At 58.2% G+C, this 14,522-nt stretch carries 15 protein-coding genes; 3 read left to right on the top strand and 12 right to left on the bottom strand.

Features of this window, described 5'->3' with window-relative positions:
- Positions 1 to 22: 22 nt before the first annotated feature.
- From HF320_RS08580 to HF320_RS08595, 4 genes are all read right to left on the bottom strand, one after another.
- Positions 23 to 1,129 carry a branched-chain amino acid aminotransferase gene (locus HF320_RS08580; RefSeq protein WP_256376364.1) on the bottom strand — a complete coding sequence of 369 codons (1,107 nt, stop codon included), beginning with the start codon at positions 1,127 to 1,129 and terminating at the stop codon, positions 23 to 25.
- Between the two features lie 319 nt (positions 1,130 to 1,448).
- Entirely contained in the window at positions 1,449 to 2,099 is a 651-nt protein-coding gene (locus HF320_RS08585) for a VTT domain-containing protein (RefSeq protein WP_169277914.1), read from the bottom strand.
- A 154-nt stretch (positions 2,100 to 2,253) separates the two neighbouring features.
- Positions 2,254 to 2,556: a hypothetical protein gene (locus HF320_RS08590; RefSeq protein ID WP_169277915.1), complete on the bottom strand. Its 303-nt coding sequence runs from the start codon at positions 2,554 to 2,556 to the stop codon at positions 2,254 to 2,256.
- A gap of 1 nt (position 2,557) precedes the next feature.
- Positions 2,558 to 2,845, bottom strand: coding sequence for a type II toxin-antitoxin system Phd/YefM family antitoxin (locus HF320_RS08595; protein WP_169277916.1), 288 nt, complete (start codon positions 2,843 to 2,845; stop codon positions 2,558 to 2,560).
- A gap of 174 nt (positions 2,846 to 3,019) precedes the next feature.
- Between HF320_RS08595 and cysE the strand changes: the two genes are divergently transcribed.
- The gene (gene cysE / locus HF320_RS08600) at positions 3,020 to 3,733 is read left to right on the top strand and encodes a serine O-acetyltransferase (protein ID WP_169277917.1); all 714 of its coding nucleotides are present in this window, start codon (positions 3,020 to 3,022) and stop codon (positions 3,731 to 3,733) included.
- A gap of 77 nt (positions 3,734 to 3,810) precedes the next feature.
- On the opposite strand, the gene HF320_RS08605 is transcribed toward cysE, so the two are convergent.
- From HF320_RS08605 to HF320_RS08620, 4 genes are all read right to left on the bottom strand, one after another.
- Positions 3,811 to 5,718, bottom strand: a complete 1,908-nt coding sequence (locus HF320_RS08605) for an ABC transporter ATP-binding protein (protein ID WP_169277918.1) — start codon at positions 5,716 to 5,718, stop codon at positions 3,811 to 3,813.
- On the bottom strand, positions 5,711 to 7,471 hold the full coding sequence (locus tag HF320_RS08610; RefSeq protein WP_169277919.1) for an ABC transporter ATP-binding protein: 1,761 nt from the start codon (positions 7,469 to 7,471) through the stop codon (positions 5,711 to 5,713). The genes HF320_RS08605 and HF320_RS08610 overlap by 8 nt, the downstream gene beginning before the upstream one ends.
- A 16-nt stretch (positions 7,472 to 7,487) precedes the next feature.
- Positions 7,488 to 7,970, bottom strand: a complete 483-nt coding sequence (locus HF320_RS08615) for a MarR family winged helix-turn-helix transcriptional regulator (RefSeq protein WP_169277920.1) — start codon at positions 7,968 to 7,970, stop codon at positions 7,488 to 7,490.
- A gap of 187 nt (positions 7,971 to 8,157) precedes the next feature.
- Positions 8,158 to 8,454 carry a CDP-alcohol phosphatidyltransferase gene (locus tag HF320_RS08620; protein WP_169277921.1) on the bottom strand — a complete coding sequence of 99 codons (297 nt, stop codon included), beginning with the start codon at positions 8,452 to 8,454 and terminating at the stop codon, positions 8,158 to 8,160.
- A gap of 286 nt (positions 8,455 to 8,740) precedes the next feature.
- Here HF320_RS08620 and HF320_RS08625 point away from each other — a divergent pair, with 286 nt between their 5' ends.
- On the top strand, positions 8,741 to 9,262 hold the full coding sequence (locus tag HF320_RS08625; RefSeq protein WP_169277922.1) for a nitroreductase family protein: 522 nt from the start codon (positions 8,741 to 8,743) through the stop codon (positions 9,260 to 9,262).
- A gap of 87 nt (positions 9,263 to 9,349) precedes the next feature.
- On the opposite strand, the gene HF320_RS08630 is transcribed toward HF320_RS08625, so the two are convergent.
- Complete coding sequence (locus HF320_RS08630; RefSeq protein WP_169277923.1) at positions 9,350 to 10,315, bottom strand: DegV family protein; 966 nt, start codon at positions 10,313 to 10,315, stop codon at positions 9,350 to 9,352.
- 457 nt (positions 10,316 to 10,772) lie between these two features.
- Here HF320_RS08630 and HF320_RS08635 point away from each other — a divergent pair, with 457 nt between their 5' ends.
- Complete coding sequence (locus HF320_RS08635) at positions 10,773 to 12,020, top strand: helix-turn-helix domain-containing protein (RefSeq protein WP_169277971.1); 1,248 nt, start codon at positions 10,773 to 10,775, stop codon at positions 12,018 to 12,020.
- Positions 12,021 to 12,054: 34 nt separating this feature from the next.
- Here the strand turns inward: HF320_RS08635 and yfcE are convergent, their stop codons facing one another.
- From yfcE to larC, 3 genes are all read right to left on the bottom strand, one after another.
- Positions 12,055 to 12,609 (bottom strand): phosphodiesterase, encoded by a 555-nt coding sequence (gene yfcE, locus HF320_RS08640; RefSeq protein ID WP_169277924.1) that lies wholly within the window; start codon positions 12,607 to 12,609, stop codon positions 12,055 to 12,057.
- 39 nt (positions 12,610 to 12,648) lie between these two features.
- Entirely contained in the window at positions 12,649 to 13,020 is a 372-nt protein-coding gene (locus HF320_RS08645; protein WP_138378603.1) for a hypothetical protein, read from the bottom strand.
- 84 nt (positions 13,021 to 13,104) lie between these two features.
- Positions 13,105 to 14,460 carry a nickel pincer cofactor biosynthesis protein LarC gene (gene larC / locus HF320_RS08650; RefSeq protein WP_169277925.1) on the bottom strand — a complete coding sequence of 452 codons (1,356 nt, stop codon included), beginning with the start codon at positions 14,458 to 14,460 and terminating at the stop codon, positions 13,105 to 13,107.
- Positions 14,461 to 14,522 lie beyond the last annotated feature (62 nt).

Genomic DNA, 14,522 nt, shown 5'->3' on the forward strand with positions numbered 1-14,522 from the left:
AAACGCTATTGGTAAATCTACCTTAGCAGACCTTGAAGACCCAGTTGTGCTTATCCTCAACGGCACCATCCTGGATGCCGGTGAGCGTCTCGCGCAGCTTCTTCATTACCGGACCGCACTCGGTGTGGCCGGCGGGGAAAACGACCGTCTCGTCGGCGCCGTAGACCTTATTGTCGATCTCGCCTACCGGGGAGATAACAGCTGCGGTACCGCACATGCCGCACTCGGAGAACTTGCCCGAGGCGACCTCGGCCCACTCCACCGGGCGCTCGTCCACCGTCATGCCCAAGTCCTGGGCAACCTGTACAAGGGAGCGACGGGTGATGGAGGGCAAGATGGAGTTGGTGTGGCTCTTGGGAACCACAAGGGTGTTGCCGTCGACGAACAGCACGTTGGCGCCGCCGGTCTCCTCAACGTAGGTACGGGACTCAGAATCGAGATACAGGTTGTCGGCGTAACCCTGAGCGTGAGCCTCGACGGAAGGCTTGAGGCTCATAGCGTAGTTGAGACCGGCCTTGATGTTGCCGGTGCCGTGGGGTGCAGCACGGTCGTAATCGGAAATACGCAGCTTGACGGCCTTGAGGCCACCCTTGTAGTACGGGCCAACCGGCGTGACGAGGATGCGGAACGTGTACTCAGGAGCAGGAGCGACACCGATCACGTTGCCGGAACCGATCATAAACGGGCGGACATAGAGCGTGGCGCCCGAGCCAAAGGGCGGAACCCACGCGGCATTAGCGGTAACAACCTGCTTGACGGCCTCGACAAAGCGGTCAACAGGGAACGGGGGCATCTCGAGGCGCTGGGCAGAGTCATACATGCGCTGCGCGTTCTGGTCGGGGCGGAAGCACACGACGCTGCCGTCCTGAGTGGTATATGCCTTGAGGCCCTCAAAGACCTCCTGGCAATAATGGAAAATGCCGCCGCATTCGGAAACATGCAGGGTGTGGTCGGACGTCAGGCCGCCCTCGTCCCACTCGCCATCCTTCCAATGTGCCTCGTAGCTGTAGTCGGTCTGCATATAATTGAAGCCGATGTTGCCCCAATCCAGATCCTTCTTCTCGACAGTCATACTGTGCTCCTTCTCTTGCAATAGTCCACGCGCCGCGTCGGCATTTGGACCACGCATGCCTGCAGCACATGTGTGGACTCTCCGCCAAGACGGTCGCATGAAGGGAATTCTACTCCCACCTCCAATGCATGAGCCAAATTTCACGCGCACGGCAATAGCCGTAATACGAACGTAACGTTTCTGTGATAACCCAATGTCGAAGCGTTACCCGCACGCACAAAAAGGCCCCCGTTCCCCTTATCCGGGAAACGGGGGCAGCTCGAGGTGCGCCGAGGAGCAACTCGCTGCATCTACTAATTGAAAAATCGCGATAGGCGCGCTAAGCCCGATACGACATGCAGAACAGCACCGCAGGCGCGCAGGCACAAACGTCGCCTTAAGCCTCTTTCTTCTTGCCAAACTTCGCCTTGAGCAGGCCCACAACCGTCGGAACAACTGAGACGGCAACGATACCTACAATCAGCAGCTCAAAATGCTCCTGGACAAAGGGAATGCCGCCAAAGAAGAATCCCAGCAGTGTGAAGACCGTAGACCAGGTGATGCCACCTAGTACATTAAAGAGGACAAAGGAATGCCACTTCATGCCGCCCACGCCAGCAAGAAACGGCACGAACGTGCGGATGAACGGGAAGAAACGACCCAAGAAGATGGCCAGATGGCCCCATTTGTCGAGGAACGCCTCGGACTTCTCGATGCGCTCGGGCGTCATGACCTTGACCTTGCCCGAAGCGATAATCTTCTTACCAAAGAAGTGGCCGATCATGAAGTTGCATTGGTCGCCCAAAATCGCCGCGGCCCATGCCACGGCAAGCAGCGTGACGATATTGAAGCTACCGTCGGCGGCAAAGCAGCCGCTTGCAAACAGCAGCGAATCGCCGGGCAAAAACGGCATGAAGACCACGCCGGTCTCGATAAAGATAATCAGGAAGATAAAGCCGTATGCCGTGAGCGGACCGGCTGCGATCCAGGCCGAAATCGCCGTGCGCGGATCTCTGAGCAGCTCGATAATCATGTTGATAAAACTCATAGGGTAAAACCTCTCTGCCTTGGGCGCGGAATGCGTCCAGGCAAAAAAGTATACGTGCGGCGGCACCGTGCAACAAAAGCCCAACGCGATTAGCAGCAACTATGCATAAGTAACAGGTGTATCCATCGGGGGCGCCGTCTGGGCACGCACCGCTCTACAATCCCGGGAAACGCTTTCGAGGATCTCCGGCAGACCATTCGATATCGATAATCGTCACGCGAAGGGCCGCTTCATCCGCCGTGTAATAAAGTGTAAAAGGCGTATCGGGAAGCGGCAAATATCTACAGGGAAACGGCGGTCGAGCCGCTATGTACTCAGGATCGTAGACGGGTCCCAGGGACGGAAACGCTGACAGCATCTCGGCCGCCCACTCAAAGCGCCTCAAGACCGACTCCAACGCCACATTCTGTTCGATAAAATCAGCAGCGTAATCGGTAATCTCAACGTTATAGCTCACGCTACCAGCCCTTTTTTTCGCGAATAGCACCGAGGGCGCCCTTTGCGTCCGACATCTTTCCATCAAGGACGTCGGCATAGCCACGCATCAAGCCTTGGTAAACATCCATCTCACGTCTTTGCGCACGCTCCTTGGCCGACACCATCCGGTCAAAAGCCGCAGCGTCCATCACCACCACGCTCGCTTTTCCGTTGCGCGTTAGATAAATAGGCTCTTGGGTTTTTTCCAATGTATCGATAAGGGCTGTTTGATTGCGATTGAACTCCGAAAGCGATGCAACGGCTGGCATGACAGCTCCTTTCAGCGTAGTATCATATTTACAGTAAATATACAGTAAATAGCCTTCCGGTCAAACCAATCGAACTTCGCGAAACGTATTATTCTTTCTTCTTCTCCCAGTACCTATTAATCCTAGTGATTCGCTATACTTAAGCGCATCGTTTGCACGGGAGGGGTGCCGAAGATGGGCTTTATCACGACAATTCGCGAGGATATCGCCAACGTCAAGCGGGAAGACCCTGCCGCGCAAAACGGCCTCGTCATCTTTCTTACCTACCCCGGCCTTCACGCCAAATGGAACCACGTGCCCGAGCACTGGCTGTGGAACCATGGTTGCAAAAGCCTTGCCCGCATCATGTCGCAGATAACCCGGCATATGACCGGCGTCGAGATTCACCCTGCCGCACACATCGGCAAGCACTTCTTCATCGACCATGCCATGGGCGTCATTATTGGCGAGACCACGATCATTGGCGATAACTGCACGCTCTACCAGGGCGTCACCCTGGGTGGCACCGGCAATGAGACAGGCAAGCGCCACCCCACACTGGGCAACAACGTAACCGTTGGCTGCGGCGCCAAGGTACTGGGAAACATCACCATCGGTGACAACGTGAAGATCGGCGGCAACTCCGTTGTCGTCAAGGACGTTCCGGCCAACTGCACCGTGGTGGGCGTGCCGGGGCGCATCGTCAAACGCAACGGATGCCGCGTCTTTGAAGAGACCTTCGACGCCAAGCGTCACCGCGAGTTCATGCCCGACCCCGGCGAAGAGGCATCGGCTCGCAACCGCGCGAGCATCGCCGAAAACGCTCGCCGCGTCACCGAGCTCGAGGCGGAAGTTGCCAAGCTCACCGCCCTTGTGCGCCAACTGACCGATCAAGCTGCCAAAAAGTAGCCTTACGCGCACAAGCAGGCTTTTTACCTCATAGTGAAAAGGCGAGGCGCCAAACCCGGCACCTCGTCTCTTTTCATTTACGCAAACTGGCTCTGATAGAGCGTCGCATACGCGCCGCCCCGTTCGAGCAGCTCCTCATGCGTTCCCTGCTCGATGATGTTGCCCGCATGCATGACCAAAATCAAGTCGGCATCCACGATCGTCGACAGCCGGTGCGCGATCACAAAGCTCGTACGACCCTGCATAAGCGCCGCCATCGCACGGTCGATAGCACGCTCGGTACGCGTGTCCACACTCGACGTCGCTTCATCCAAAATCAAGATTTTGGGATTTGCCAGCAAAACGCGCGCAATGGTGAGCAGCTGGCGCTGACCTTGGCTAATGTTCTCCGCATCGTTTGCCACCTTCGTATCGTAGCCGGCGGGCATAGTGCGCACAAAGAAGTCAACCTGCGCAGCGCGGGCCGCGGCAACGATCTCTTCGCGCGAAGCGCCGTCGCATCCGTACGCGATGTTCTCGGCAATGGTGCCGTCAAATAGCCATGCATCCTGCAGCACCATGCCAAAGTTCGAACGCAGCTCCGCTCGGGTCATGGCGCGCGTGTCCACACCATCAAGCGTGATGCGGCCCCCATCAATCTCGTAAAAACGCATGAGCAAGTTAACGAGAGTGGTCTTGCCCGCGCCCGTCGTACCCACAATCGCGATCTTCTGGCCGGGTTCCGCCGTAAAGGATACGTCCTGCATAAGGGTCTTCTCGGGCGTATAGCCAAACCTCACGTGCTCGAACGAGACGCGCCCCCGCATAGGCTGAGGCACATGCGCCGCCAGCCCTGGCGCCGGGTCGGGCTCGATTTCGGGCTCATCAAGTACATCGAACACGCGCTCCACGCTCGCCAGCGCACTTTGCATCGAGTTGATGGTGTAGCTCAGCTGCGTTATGGGCTCGCCTGCCGTATAGATGTACTGGAAAAACGCCTGGAATATACCGACGGTCATACGGCCGGCAACAAGCATATTGCAGCCCACGACGGCGATGATAATCTGCGAGAGTCTGCTTAGGAAACGAATTGACGGGCCCACCGCATTGGTGTAGAAATCCGCCTTGCAGTTGGCGTCAGCAAGTTCTGCGGCCTGCGAGCAGACTTCGTCGGCGCTGGCCTTCTCGCGGCAAAACGAACGAATCACCAAACGTCCGCTGTAGGCCTCCTCAACTGCCCCGGTCAAGGTTCCCAAAAGCTCTTGTCGCCGCGCCGCAGCGCCAAGAGTCGCCTTGGAAACCCAAGCGGTAATGCCAAGGGAGATTGCCGAAAAGACAAGGAAAATCACGGTGAGCTCAACGCTATACGTAAGCATCATGATTACCGAGCCGATGATACTGCCTATCGCAGTAAGCAGCGTGAGCACGCCACGCTGCAGCACTTCGCTCATCTTGTCCAGGTCGTTTGTAGCACGGCTCACAATCTCACCGGGCTTGTGCCCGTCGTAGAACTTCAACGGCAAACGGTTAAGCTTTGCCGCCAAGCGATTGCGCAAATTAAGGTTAAGGCGCTCCGCAAAACTCGCCATACACAGGCTCTGCGTCGAATAGAAAACAAGCGCCACAGTCCAGATTCCCAGGTAAAAAAGAATCTTCTCGCCGCCCGTCCCCCAGCCGATCGAGAACTGCCTGCCGGCAGCATCGGCCGCTTGAACCTGCGTCCAGATGTAGTCGATGAGATGCGCGGAGTAGGCGGGCGCTGCAATCGAGCACACCGTATAGAAAACGATGGCGATGACTACGACCACAAAGCGCCAGCGCTGGTCTGCCGCCTCATCCCATAGACGACGCACCGTCGCCCAGGTGTTGCGGGGCTTGAGGTCTTCAAGCTCCCCCTCCTCCGAATCGCGCAGATCGGCCAAGCGCTTTTGCTCGCGCCTCAGCTCCTCCCGCTCTTCCTCGGCAAAAATCTCCTCGGCAGAAAGATACTTCCTCTGCTCACTCATGCGCCTCACCTCCCCTCATCTGCGATTCGGCGATAGCGCGATATGCCTCGCACGTTTCCATAAGCTCCTCGTGGTGCCCCTGGCCCACAACCTCGCCGTCCTTAAGCACGATGATCTGATCGGCGTGCAAGATGGTCGAGATGCGCTGGGCGATGATGAGAAGCGCAGAGCCGCGCATCTCCTGCGTCAACGCGGCGCGCAGGGCGGCATCGGTCTTAAAATCGAGCGCCGAAAAGCTGTCGTCAAAGATATAAAGGTCCGCGGGCTTGATAATCGCACGCGCGATGGCCAAACGCTGGCGCTGACCGCCCGAGAAGTTCGTTCCCCCCTGGGCAACCGCCGCATCGAGCCCGCGTTCGAGATCGTAGACAAACTGGCTTTGGGCAACGTCGAGCGCATGGCGCATCTGCTCCTCTGTCGCATCGGGCAAGCCGTCTCGCAGATTACTCGCCACGGTGCCCGAGAAGAGCCATGCCTTTTGCGGCACATACGAGACGCGCGCACGCAGTTCACGCTGCGTGATATCGCGCACATCGCGCTCGCCCAAAAGCACGCGCCCGCGCGTAATGTCGTGAAGGCGCAGCAAAAGCTTTGCCACCGTCGATTTACCCGATCCCGTCGATCCGATAATCGCCGTGGTTTGCCCACGTCGACAGCTAAAAGTAAGGTCATGAAGCGTGTCTTCGTCAGCATCGGCAAAACGGAAGCTCGCGTGGTCAAAGCGCGCCACCACATCCCGTTCGCCTGCAAGCGCACGCGCAGGCGCCGCCACAGCCAAAGGCACCTTGGCATCCGCACTGTCCACAATGGAAGGCTCGAGCTCCAGCACCTCGCGCGCGCGATCGAGGCACGCCTTGGCGCGCGGCATGGTCACCATTACCATCTGCGCCATCATGATGAAGAAGAGGATGAGGATGGCATACTCCAACACCGCCGAAATGCTGGCAATCTGCATGGCATGCGCACCCACGCGATTGCCTCCAAGCCAGATAACGCATACCTCAACCATATTCATTACAAAGAAACACGAGCAATCGAGACCCGAGAACACGTAGTTCACGCGGATGGCGTTTTGCGCATAATCCTCGAATACGCGCCCTTCGCGCTGCTCCTCGCGCTGCTCCCGGCCAAACGCGCGAATCACGCGCGCGCCGACGATGTTCTCGCGCAGCACTACATTCATGCGGTCGACAAAACTCTGCAAGCGAATAAAGATCGGCGCCGTCTTTGCCACCGTAATCACTGCAAGCACCATCACGATAGCCACGGCGATCAGCAACATGAGGCCCATCTGGTAGTCAATCCTAAAAGCAAGGATGATACCGACAACGGCGAGCACCGGCATAGGCAGCACCATCTGGCAGGTCATGATAATCGCCTGCTGAATCACGTTGATATCGCCCAGCGTGCGCGTAATCATGGCGCCGGTTCCAAAGCGTTCGAAATCGCTCGCCGAGAACTCCAGGGATTTACGATAGATCGCACAGCGGATGTCGCAGGCAACCCGCGAGGCCAAGCGCGCAGTGAGGTAAGAGCCGGTCACCGCACCACCCGATGCCATGGCGGTGGCGCCCAGCATGAGCAGGCCGTTGCGCAGGATGTACTCGGTCGATCCCGATGTGATGCCCACGTTGACCATATTTGCAAGCATGGTGGGAACCAGCAGCGTTCCCGCGTTGTCAATCAGCAAAATAAGAAGGGTGAGGGCAACAAGCCCTTTGTGAGGTTTGAGGAAACGCACAAGCGTTTTCATATATATCCTTCGTTCGTTATCGAGTTTCTTCCAGAATTGCTTCTTTGAGGCGCGTGAGCTCGAGCGAAAGCGCAGCATCGTACTTATTTACCAAGGCCTCGAAGCGCTTGCGCTCGGTAGCGGTCAGCGTCGAGAGGGCTTTAACCTCGGCATCGAGTGCGGGCGCGATAAAGCGTTTTGAAAAGCGCGTGCCCTCGACGGTTAGCTGGGCCACTTTGTTCTTGCGGCTTCCCTCGGCATAAACCAGATCCACAAGCCCGCGCATCGACAGATGCTTGAGCGCCGAGTTGATGGTCTGTTTGCTGTAGCCCCACTCCGAGCAAAGCGCGGCAACGGGACGCGAGCCGCCATGCTGCACGATGTCATAGATCATCCAGTACGAGCACTCCGGAAGCCCACATGCCCGAGCAACCTCGTAGTAGAGCTTATCCACCTGGTTGTAACCATGGTCGAGGCGCTGCGCCATCGCAGCGAGCTCGTCCCCATCCATATCGTCCATACCCCTCCGAAGATTCGCTCGGCATCAGTAATCCGAAATCGGACATTTCTTTCGAGAGAGGATAGTCCGGTTTCGGATTACTGTCAAGAGGGGGTCACTCGCGCCAAAGCGAACCTTGCCATAAAAAACCCGCCAACGTGAGCTGACGGGCAAAAGGGGAATCGATTATTAGAACGCAAGCGTTCGTCTAGTCCTCCTGTATCGACTCGTAGAACGTGGCATCTGCGCACAAGTCGTGGATACTCTTGCCGTCATGCCAGGGAAGCTCGATAAGCTCGGACAAGGTGTTGACCAGCTCGGAACAATCCGTAAAGCGGCCCTTCTCGTTTAGCTGGTTGCAATCCTGCACACGCCAGTAGCCATCGGTGTGCGTGACGTAATACTGACCGCCGTCGGCATCCATAAAGATGCGCGTCTTAGACCGCAGGTAGCTCAGGAGATCCTCGAATTCCAAGGATATCGTCTCGTCTGCCTTCAATCCCATGATGACCTCCCAAATGGTCGCGGGCGGATGTGAAAGCCCCGTATCAAACAGAGCGCTATCTTCAAATAAACCCGTTTAAGGCCCCGCGCGACAGGTCATTTAGGCAGGCGGCACAGACATACACGCAAACGGAAGAAAACGAAAAAGATATGGCAGCCGAGTGTGCAACGCACACATTGCCAAGCCCTACGCATCTTAAAATTCTGCAAGTCCTAAGCCATTATTCATATACGCTCAGTGGGTATAGATAGCCCCGTAGACCAATTCCCAATCGAAAGGAACCGTTATGGATGCCCTCGATGCCCTAAAGACGCGCCGCAGCTGCCGAGCATACCTCGATCGCCCTGTCGACGCCCAAACGCTCGATGCCATTATCGAAGCGGGCCGTTTCGCCGCAAGTGGCATGGGACGCCAGCCCGTCACCTTTGTTGCCGTAACCGATCCCGCCACAGTCAAACAGCTTTCGCGCATGAACGCCCAGATTATGGGAGTCGACACCGATCCGTTCTATGGAGCGCAGACGGTAGTTGTGGTGCTTGTTGACGCAAACGTTCCCACCTGCGTGGAAGACGGCGCCCTCGCTATGGGCAACCTGATAAATGCGGCACATGCCCTAGGCGTCGATTCGTGCTGGATCCATCGCGCACGCGAGGAGTTTGAGTCCAAAGAAGGACGCGCGCTTTTGGCATCTTGGGGTCTTCCCTCCGACGGATCGCTGCGCGGCGTAGGCCATTGCATCCTGGGTTACGCCGCCGGCCCCGCGGGCGAGCCCAAACCGCGTCGCGACAACGTGGTGTACGTAAAGTAGCCTTTACCCCCAGTAGCCCTCGTATGCAATCGGGCCTGTCCGCATCTTTGGACAGGCCCGATTTCTCATACGCTTGGTGTGTATGCGCTATTTGCCTTTGACCATTCCGGCGATACGATCGGAAATCGAAGTCTGGCCGCGACGGTCCTCGCCCCAGAAGGAAACAGACACCATGCCCGGCCCCACATGGCAGCCAATCGTGGGACCGATGTTCGTCTCGAGAAACATCGTGGTGTCGTCTTGCTTGGCAATCAGCTCACGCAGCCGACGGGCATCGCCCGTGGCGTCGGCGTTGCCGATAGCCGCGACGTTAGAGTACAGGTCTGCATTACGGCCCTTGCTATAGAACTCCGCCATGCGCCGCAGCCCCTTCTTGCGACCGCGCACCACGCCCACAACGGCGAGTTTGCCATCGGTATCAAAGGTAAGCAGCGGTTTGACGTCCAGCTTTCCGCCCACAAGCGCCACACCGGCAGGAATCCTGCCGCCTCGATGCAGGGCATCAAGATCGTCGACCATAAACATCGTCTGCACGTAATAGCGTGCCTCGGCCGCCCATGCGGCAAGCTCGGCAGCAGTAAGGCCGCGGTCGCGCTGACGCACCGCCTCGGCGATGATCAGACCCTGGGGCGTGGAGCCCAGCTTAAGATCGACAACATACATGCCCAGCTCTGCCGCAGACTCGACCTCGCGCTCGCGGCAAATGCGCGCAAGCGCGGTGCAGGCGCCCTCATATGCACCGGAAAGCCCGCTCGAAAAAGCCAGATACACCGTTGGCACACCCGAATCGATCGCCTCGTTAAAGGCGGTCTCGAAAGCGAGCTGCGAAGGCTGCGAGGTCATTGGCTGTGCACCATGGCGCATGGCCTCGTAAAAATCGTGTGCCGAGGTGCTCTCATACATATCATCTACGCCCGTCAGGCCATCGTCGCCTTTGACGGTCTCGGTATAGGAAAAATTGAGCACGCGCAAGCCCGCACGTTCGCAGTAACCCCTCGAAAGCTCGCAGCATGAATCGACGATGATATTGCAGGCAGCGCCGGAAGTGGGCATGAAAAACTCCGCTCGAATCGAAAATCATATGCGCACAATTGTGACAGCATCGGCAGCCTTCGAGCGACAAAAGCAGAAGTTGCGCACATACGCAAGCAAACGTGCACGCCAAAAGCAAAGCGACCCCGAGAACTCGGGGTCGCTCCTCATTCTTGTGTGGATGGCGTCACAAGAACGGAAAGGGTACCAACGGGGCGTTGAGGGCACTCGGCGGGCTTGTCCGCAGTGTTAGTAATGTCGCTCACCATCGCTGTGCGCACCGGCTCGAAATCCGTTGTCGCACGGCGATGGCGGGCGTTGCCAAGAACCCTCATCGCCCAGTTGGAAGCTGGCGGTTAGCCACTCCGTCAGGCACCTTCTGTTTGGTGCACCACTATAATCGCGTGTCGCCTTTTCCTGCTCTATACTGACAAATGCGAATTATCGTTTAATTTTGAAACAGTCACAGAGGTGGCCCATGGACAACCGAGACGCGAACAGCCCTGCCGTCAACTATCTTGCCCCGGACTCACTGCAAGGACTTCTTGTCGGAGCGCTTGCCGACGCCGGCATCGATATCATCGCCTTCGACAGCGACGCGTCCGTTGCTTTTACCACCCTGGCATCGACACAGGAGCATCGCGATGCCCTGATCCAATACGCGCGAAACCATCGAGACCAGGCATCCGCAGGAGGGCGCCTGCTGTTTACGCGCGACCGAAAGCTTTTTACGCTCTATCCCCGCAAACAAGATGTGGGCGGGCACGCGCTCGACGTCTTTACCGTGCGCCATCGCCATACCACCACCGTTCGCCCCGGCATCGATTGGCTCAACGCCAAAGAAGTGCGCATCGATTTTGAGCAAAGCGCCTTTGGCATCATCGAGGGCGAGGCGGCCCTCTCCCCGCTTGTCCTTACATCCTACGAGCACAATACGCCCGTGATGCTGGAAGGCGAAGCAGGGTCTGGCAAAGACCAGATAGCCGAGCTTCTCTATTTGAGCGGCTCCCTTTCCCACCAGCCATTTGTTCGCATTAGCTGCGATATCTTGAACGACCGCTCCTGGCATCATCTGCTCAAATCCGCAGATTCGCCGCTCTATCAAACCGATATGACCATTTATATCAGGCGCTTGCATGCCCTGGAAGAACGCCGCCATCGCGAACTTCTGGCAACGCTGCGCGAGGGAGCCCTGACCGAACGCTGTCGCGTGATTCTTTCGGGCAACGACATTCCCGGTGGCGGAGAGTGCGATGCCGTGGCCCAATGCGCCGAGCAGCTCAACTGCGCGGTCTGCATTGCCCCCTCCGTGCGAGAACAAGGCGATGCCGCGCGACGCGTCGAACGTTACCTGGCGCGTCTCGCCCAAGAATTTGAAATGGAGGCGCCGTCAATCGAGCACGATGCCGCAGCGATCTTGGACGCCTACAGCTGGCCACGCAATTACGCACAGTTGCGCGAAGTCGCCGAGCGCCTGCTGATTCTAGGTGGAGACGCCCCCGTTAGCAAAGAGAACGCAAACGCGGTTCTTGCCCAGGAAAACGTGATTCGTTCCGGAGTCTTCTCATCTCCGGCCCTGGAAACCGACCTCTATATCCTGCGTCCCCTCGCCGACACCGAACGAGATATCGCCCAGCTGGTTGTCGACCACCTGGGCGGCAACAAAACAAAAGCGGCCGATGTCTTGGGCATCAGCCGCACTACCCTTTGGCGGCTTTTGCGCTAACACGCGAGCAAAATGCGCCTCGTCGAAGCTTTCGCTAGGCTTCCTCGAGAACCACGTGCCGGAAGGAGCCGTCCTCGTAGATGCCGTAGCTGTGCGTCCCGTCTTTGGGAATGGATACGCTGCCTGGGTTGAAAAGCCACAAACCCGGATGCTTCTGGCTCTCCTCGTTGACCTTGATATGCGTATGTCCGTACACCAGCGCGGAGCCGGCGGGCAGCACCGGTGCGCTATCGACGCTGTTGTGCATGCCGGCGCCAAACACATGGCCATGCGTGCAAAAGAGCTCGCGGCCGTCGCTATCCATCACGAGAGCGCTGTCGGACATACAGGGAAACTCGAGCACCATCTGGTCGACCTCTGCTTCACAGTTGCCGCGCACCGCAATCACGCGCCCGCTCTTGGCAAGATCGTTGAGCAGCGGAATCACGCGCTTGGGAGCGTAGTCACGGGGAAGATCGTTGCGGGGACCGTGGTAGAGCAGATCGCCCAAAAGGATGACACGATCGGGTTGCTCCTCCTCGATGGCAGACATCAGGCGCTCGGCCCAATACGCGGAGCCATGGATGTCGGATGCGATAAGAAACTTCATGATGGGGTCCAATCTCAAGACACCTTGCAACGAATAACGCTAGCGCAGGGATTCTTTTGCGACAGCGCTGGCGCAATAGGAAATGCCCGCGATGATCAATGCGTTGATCACAACCGACACAACAGCGGTGCCGTTCAGGATAGCAAGCACCACATCGGCGGCATTAACAAGCAGCCCGACGAGCGCCACGGGCAGCAGGCCGCGGGCGCGAACGGGAACGTTAGCAGCAGAGATGCCCTGCGCCCCCAGCAAAAACGCAAAGAGCACGACAAACCCCATTACGATGGAATGCAGCAGGTCGGGTGCCTGGTCGCCGGAAGTGTTGAGCACGATAAGGGTGATTAGCAAGTCAATGCCGCCAACCACGGCGAGAAGGCTCAGGACCTTCAGCGCTTTTCGCATAGTGGACATAAGGTCTCCTCTCCCCGCCGAGCGGCGGAGCAAAACGCGTATACGCGAAGCATTGTACCCCGCCCTATCGGACGCGAGCGCGCTTCATCGGCCGCAGACCGCCTTGCGCACGGTATCCATCACCGTCTGCAGCGCAACGCCTTTATCGCGTGCGATGGCAGCACAGGCCTCGTACTCCGGAGTCGTGCGCCGCGTGCCGTCGGGAAGACGAACGGTCTTTACCGCCACCTCGCCCCACGGCGTCTCCACCGACTCGATGGCCCGAGGCAAACAGGTACGCTCCATTTGCAGGCGACGAATGCCGATGGTCGTCGTCTCGCTCAAGATAATCTCCTCCATGCGTAAAACATCGGAGGGCTCCACAATAACCTGCAGCTGATAAGCGGGGCGGCCCTTCTTGCAAAAAATCGGCAGCCAATGCGCCTCGCGCGCGCCCGCCTCGCGCAAACGCTCCGCGACATAGGCCAAAACCTCCGGCGAGCAGTCGTCGATATCGCATTCGAGCTTAACGATGCGGTTGGGCGCTTGCGTTTCGGCAGAGAGCGAGGGGCGAGGTTCACGGGCGGCACCAACGTGCGCGTCAAGCTCCTCGATGAGCATTGCGCGCAAGATCGATGGACGCTCGTAGGAGCGCTTGCCCGCGCCGAGGCCCACCGCGCGAATCGTATAGCGTTCGGGCAGGGAAAACTCGGGATCCAGGGCAGCAACGAGCGCCGCGCCGGTGGGCGTCACAAGTTCGCCCTCAACCGAACTCGAAGACAGCGGCAAGCCATGAGCAATGCAGATGTTCAGCGTTGCAGGAACGGGCACCGGGATAACGCCGTGCTGGCAGCGAATCGTCCCATGGCCATCGGTCAGCGCGGGGACAATCGCTCGCTCAATCTCTAGATCGTCAATCAAGAATGCCGCCGCAAGAACATCGACAATGGAATCGACTGCGCCCACCTCATGAAAGTGAACCTGGTCGATCGGCAGACCATGGGCCTTTGCCTCGGCTCGTGCGAGAATGCGAAAGGCGTCGCGGGCAAGGCCGCGTGCACGCTCGGAAAGCGGGGCGGCATCGATGATCTGCTCGACCCGCGCCAAGCCGCGCTGCGCTTGGTCGTGGTCGTGGTCGTGGTCGTGGTCGTGGTCGTGGTCGTGGTCGTGGGAAGTGTCGCCCAAACCGTGCAGATAGGCCATGTCGTGATCATGGTTCTCGTGCGCGGCGTCCAGCTTCACGTCGAAGTCGCAGCAATCGATACCAGCCTTCTTCACGCGCGTCACCGCAACCGAAAACCCCTCGAGCGACAATTTCTCGAGCATTTGCGTCAGCCGCCCCAGTGCAGGCTTTCCCCCAAGGTCAAGAAGCGCCGCAACCAACATGTCGCCGGCAATTCCCGCCTGACAATCCAAGTAGAGCGTTTTGCCGCATCTCGTGCCCGCTGCCCTTATCGCCATCTCCACGCAGCCCCTCTCGATCTCAAGCGCAAACGTTTCCCGCCAACGCTACCACAGCAGAT

This window comes from Collinsella acetigenes, assembly GCF_012844445.1.
GTDB lineage: Bacteria > Actinomycetota > Coriobacteriia > Coriobacteriales > Coriobacteriaceae > Collinsella > Collinsella acetigenes.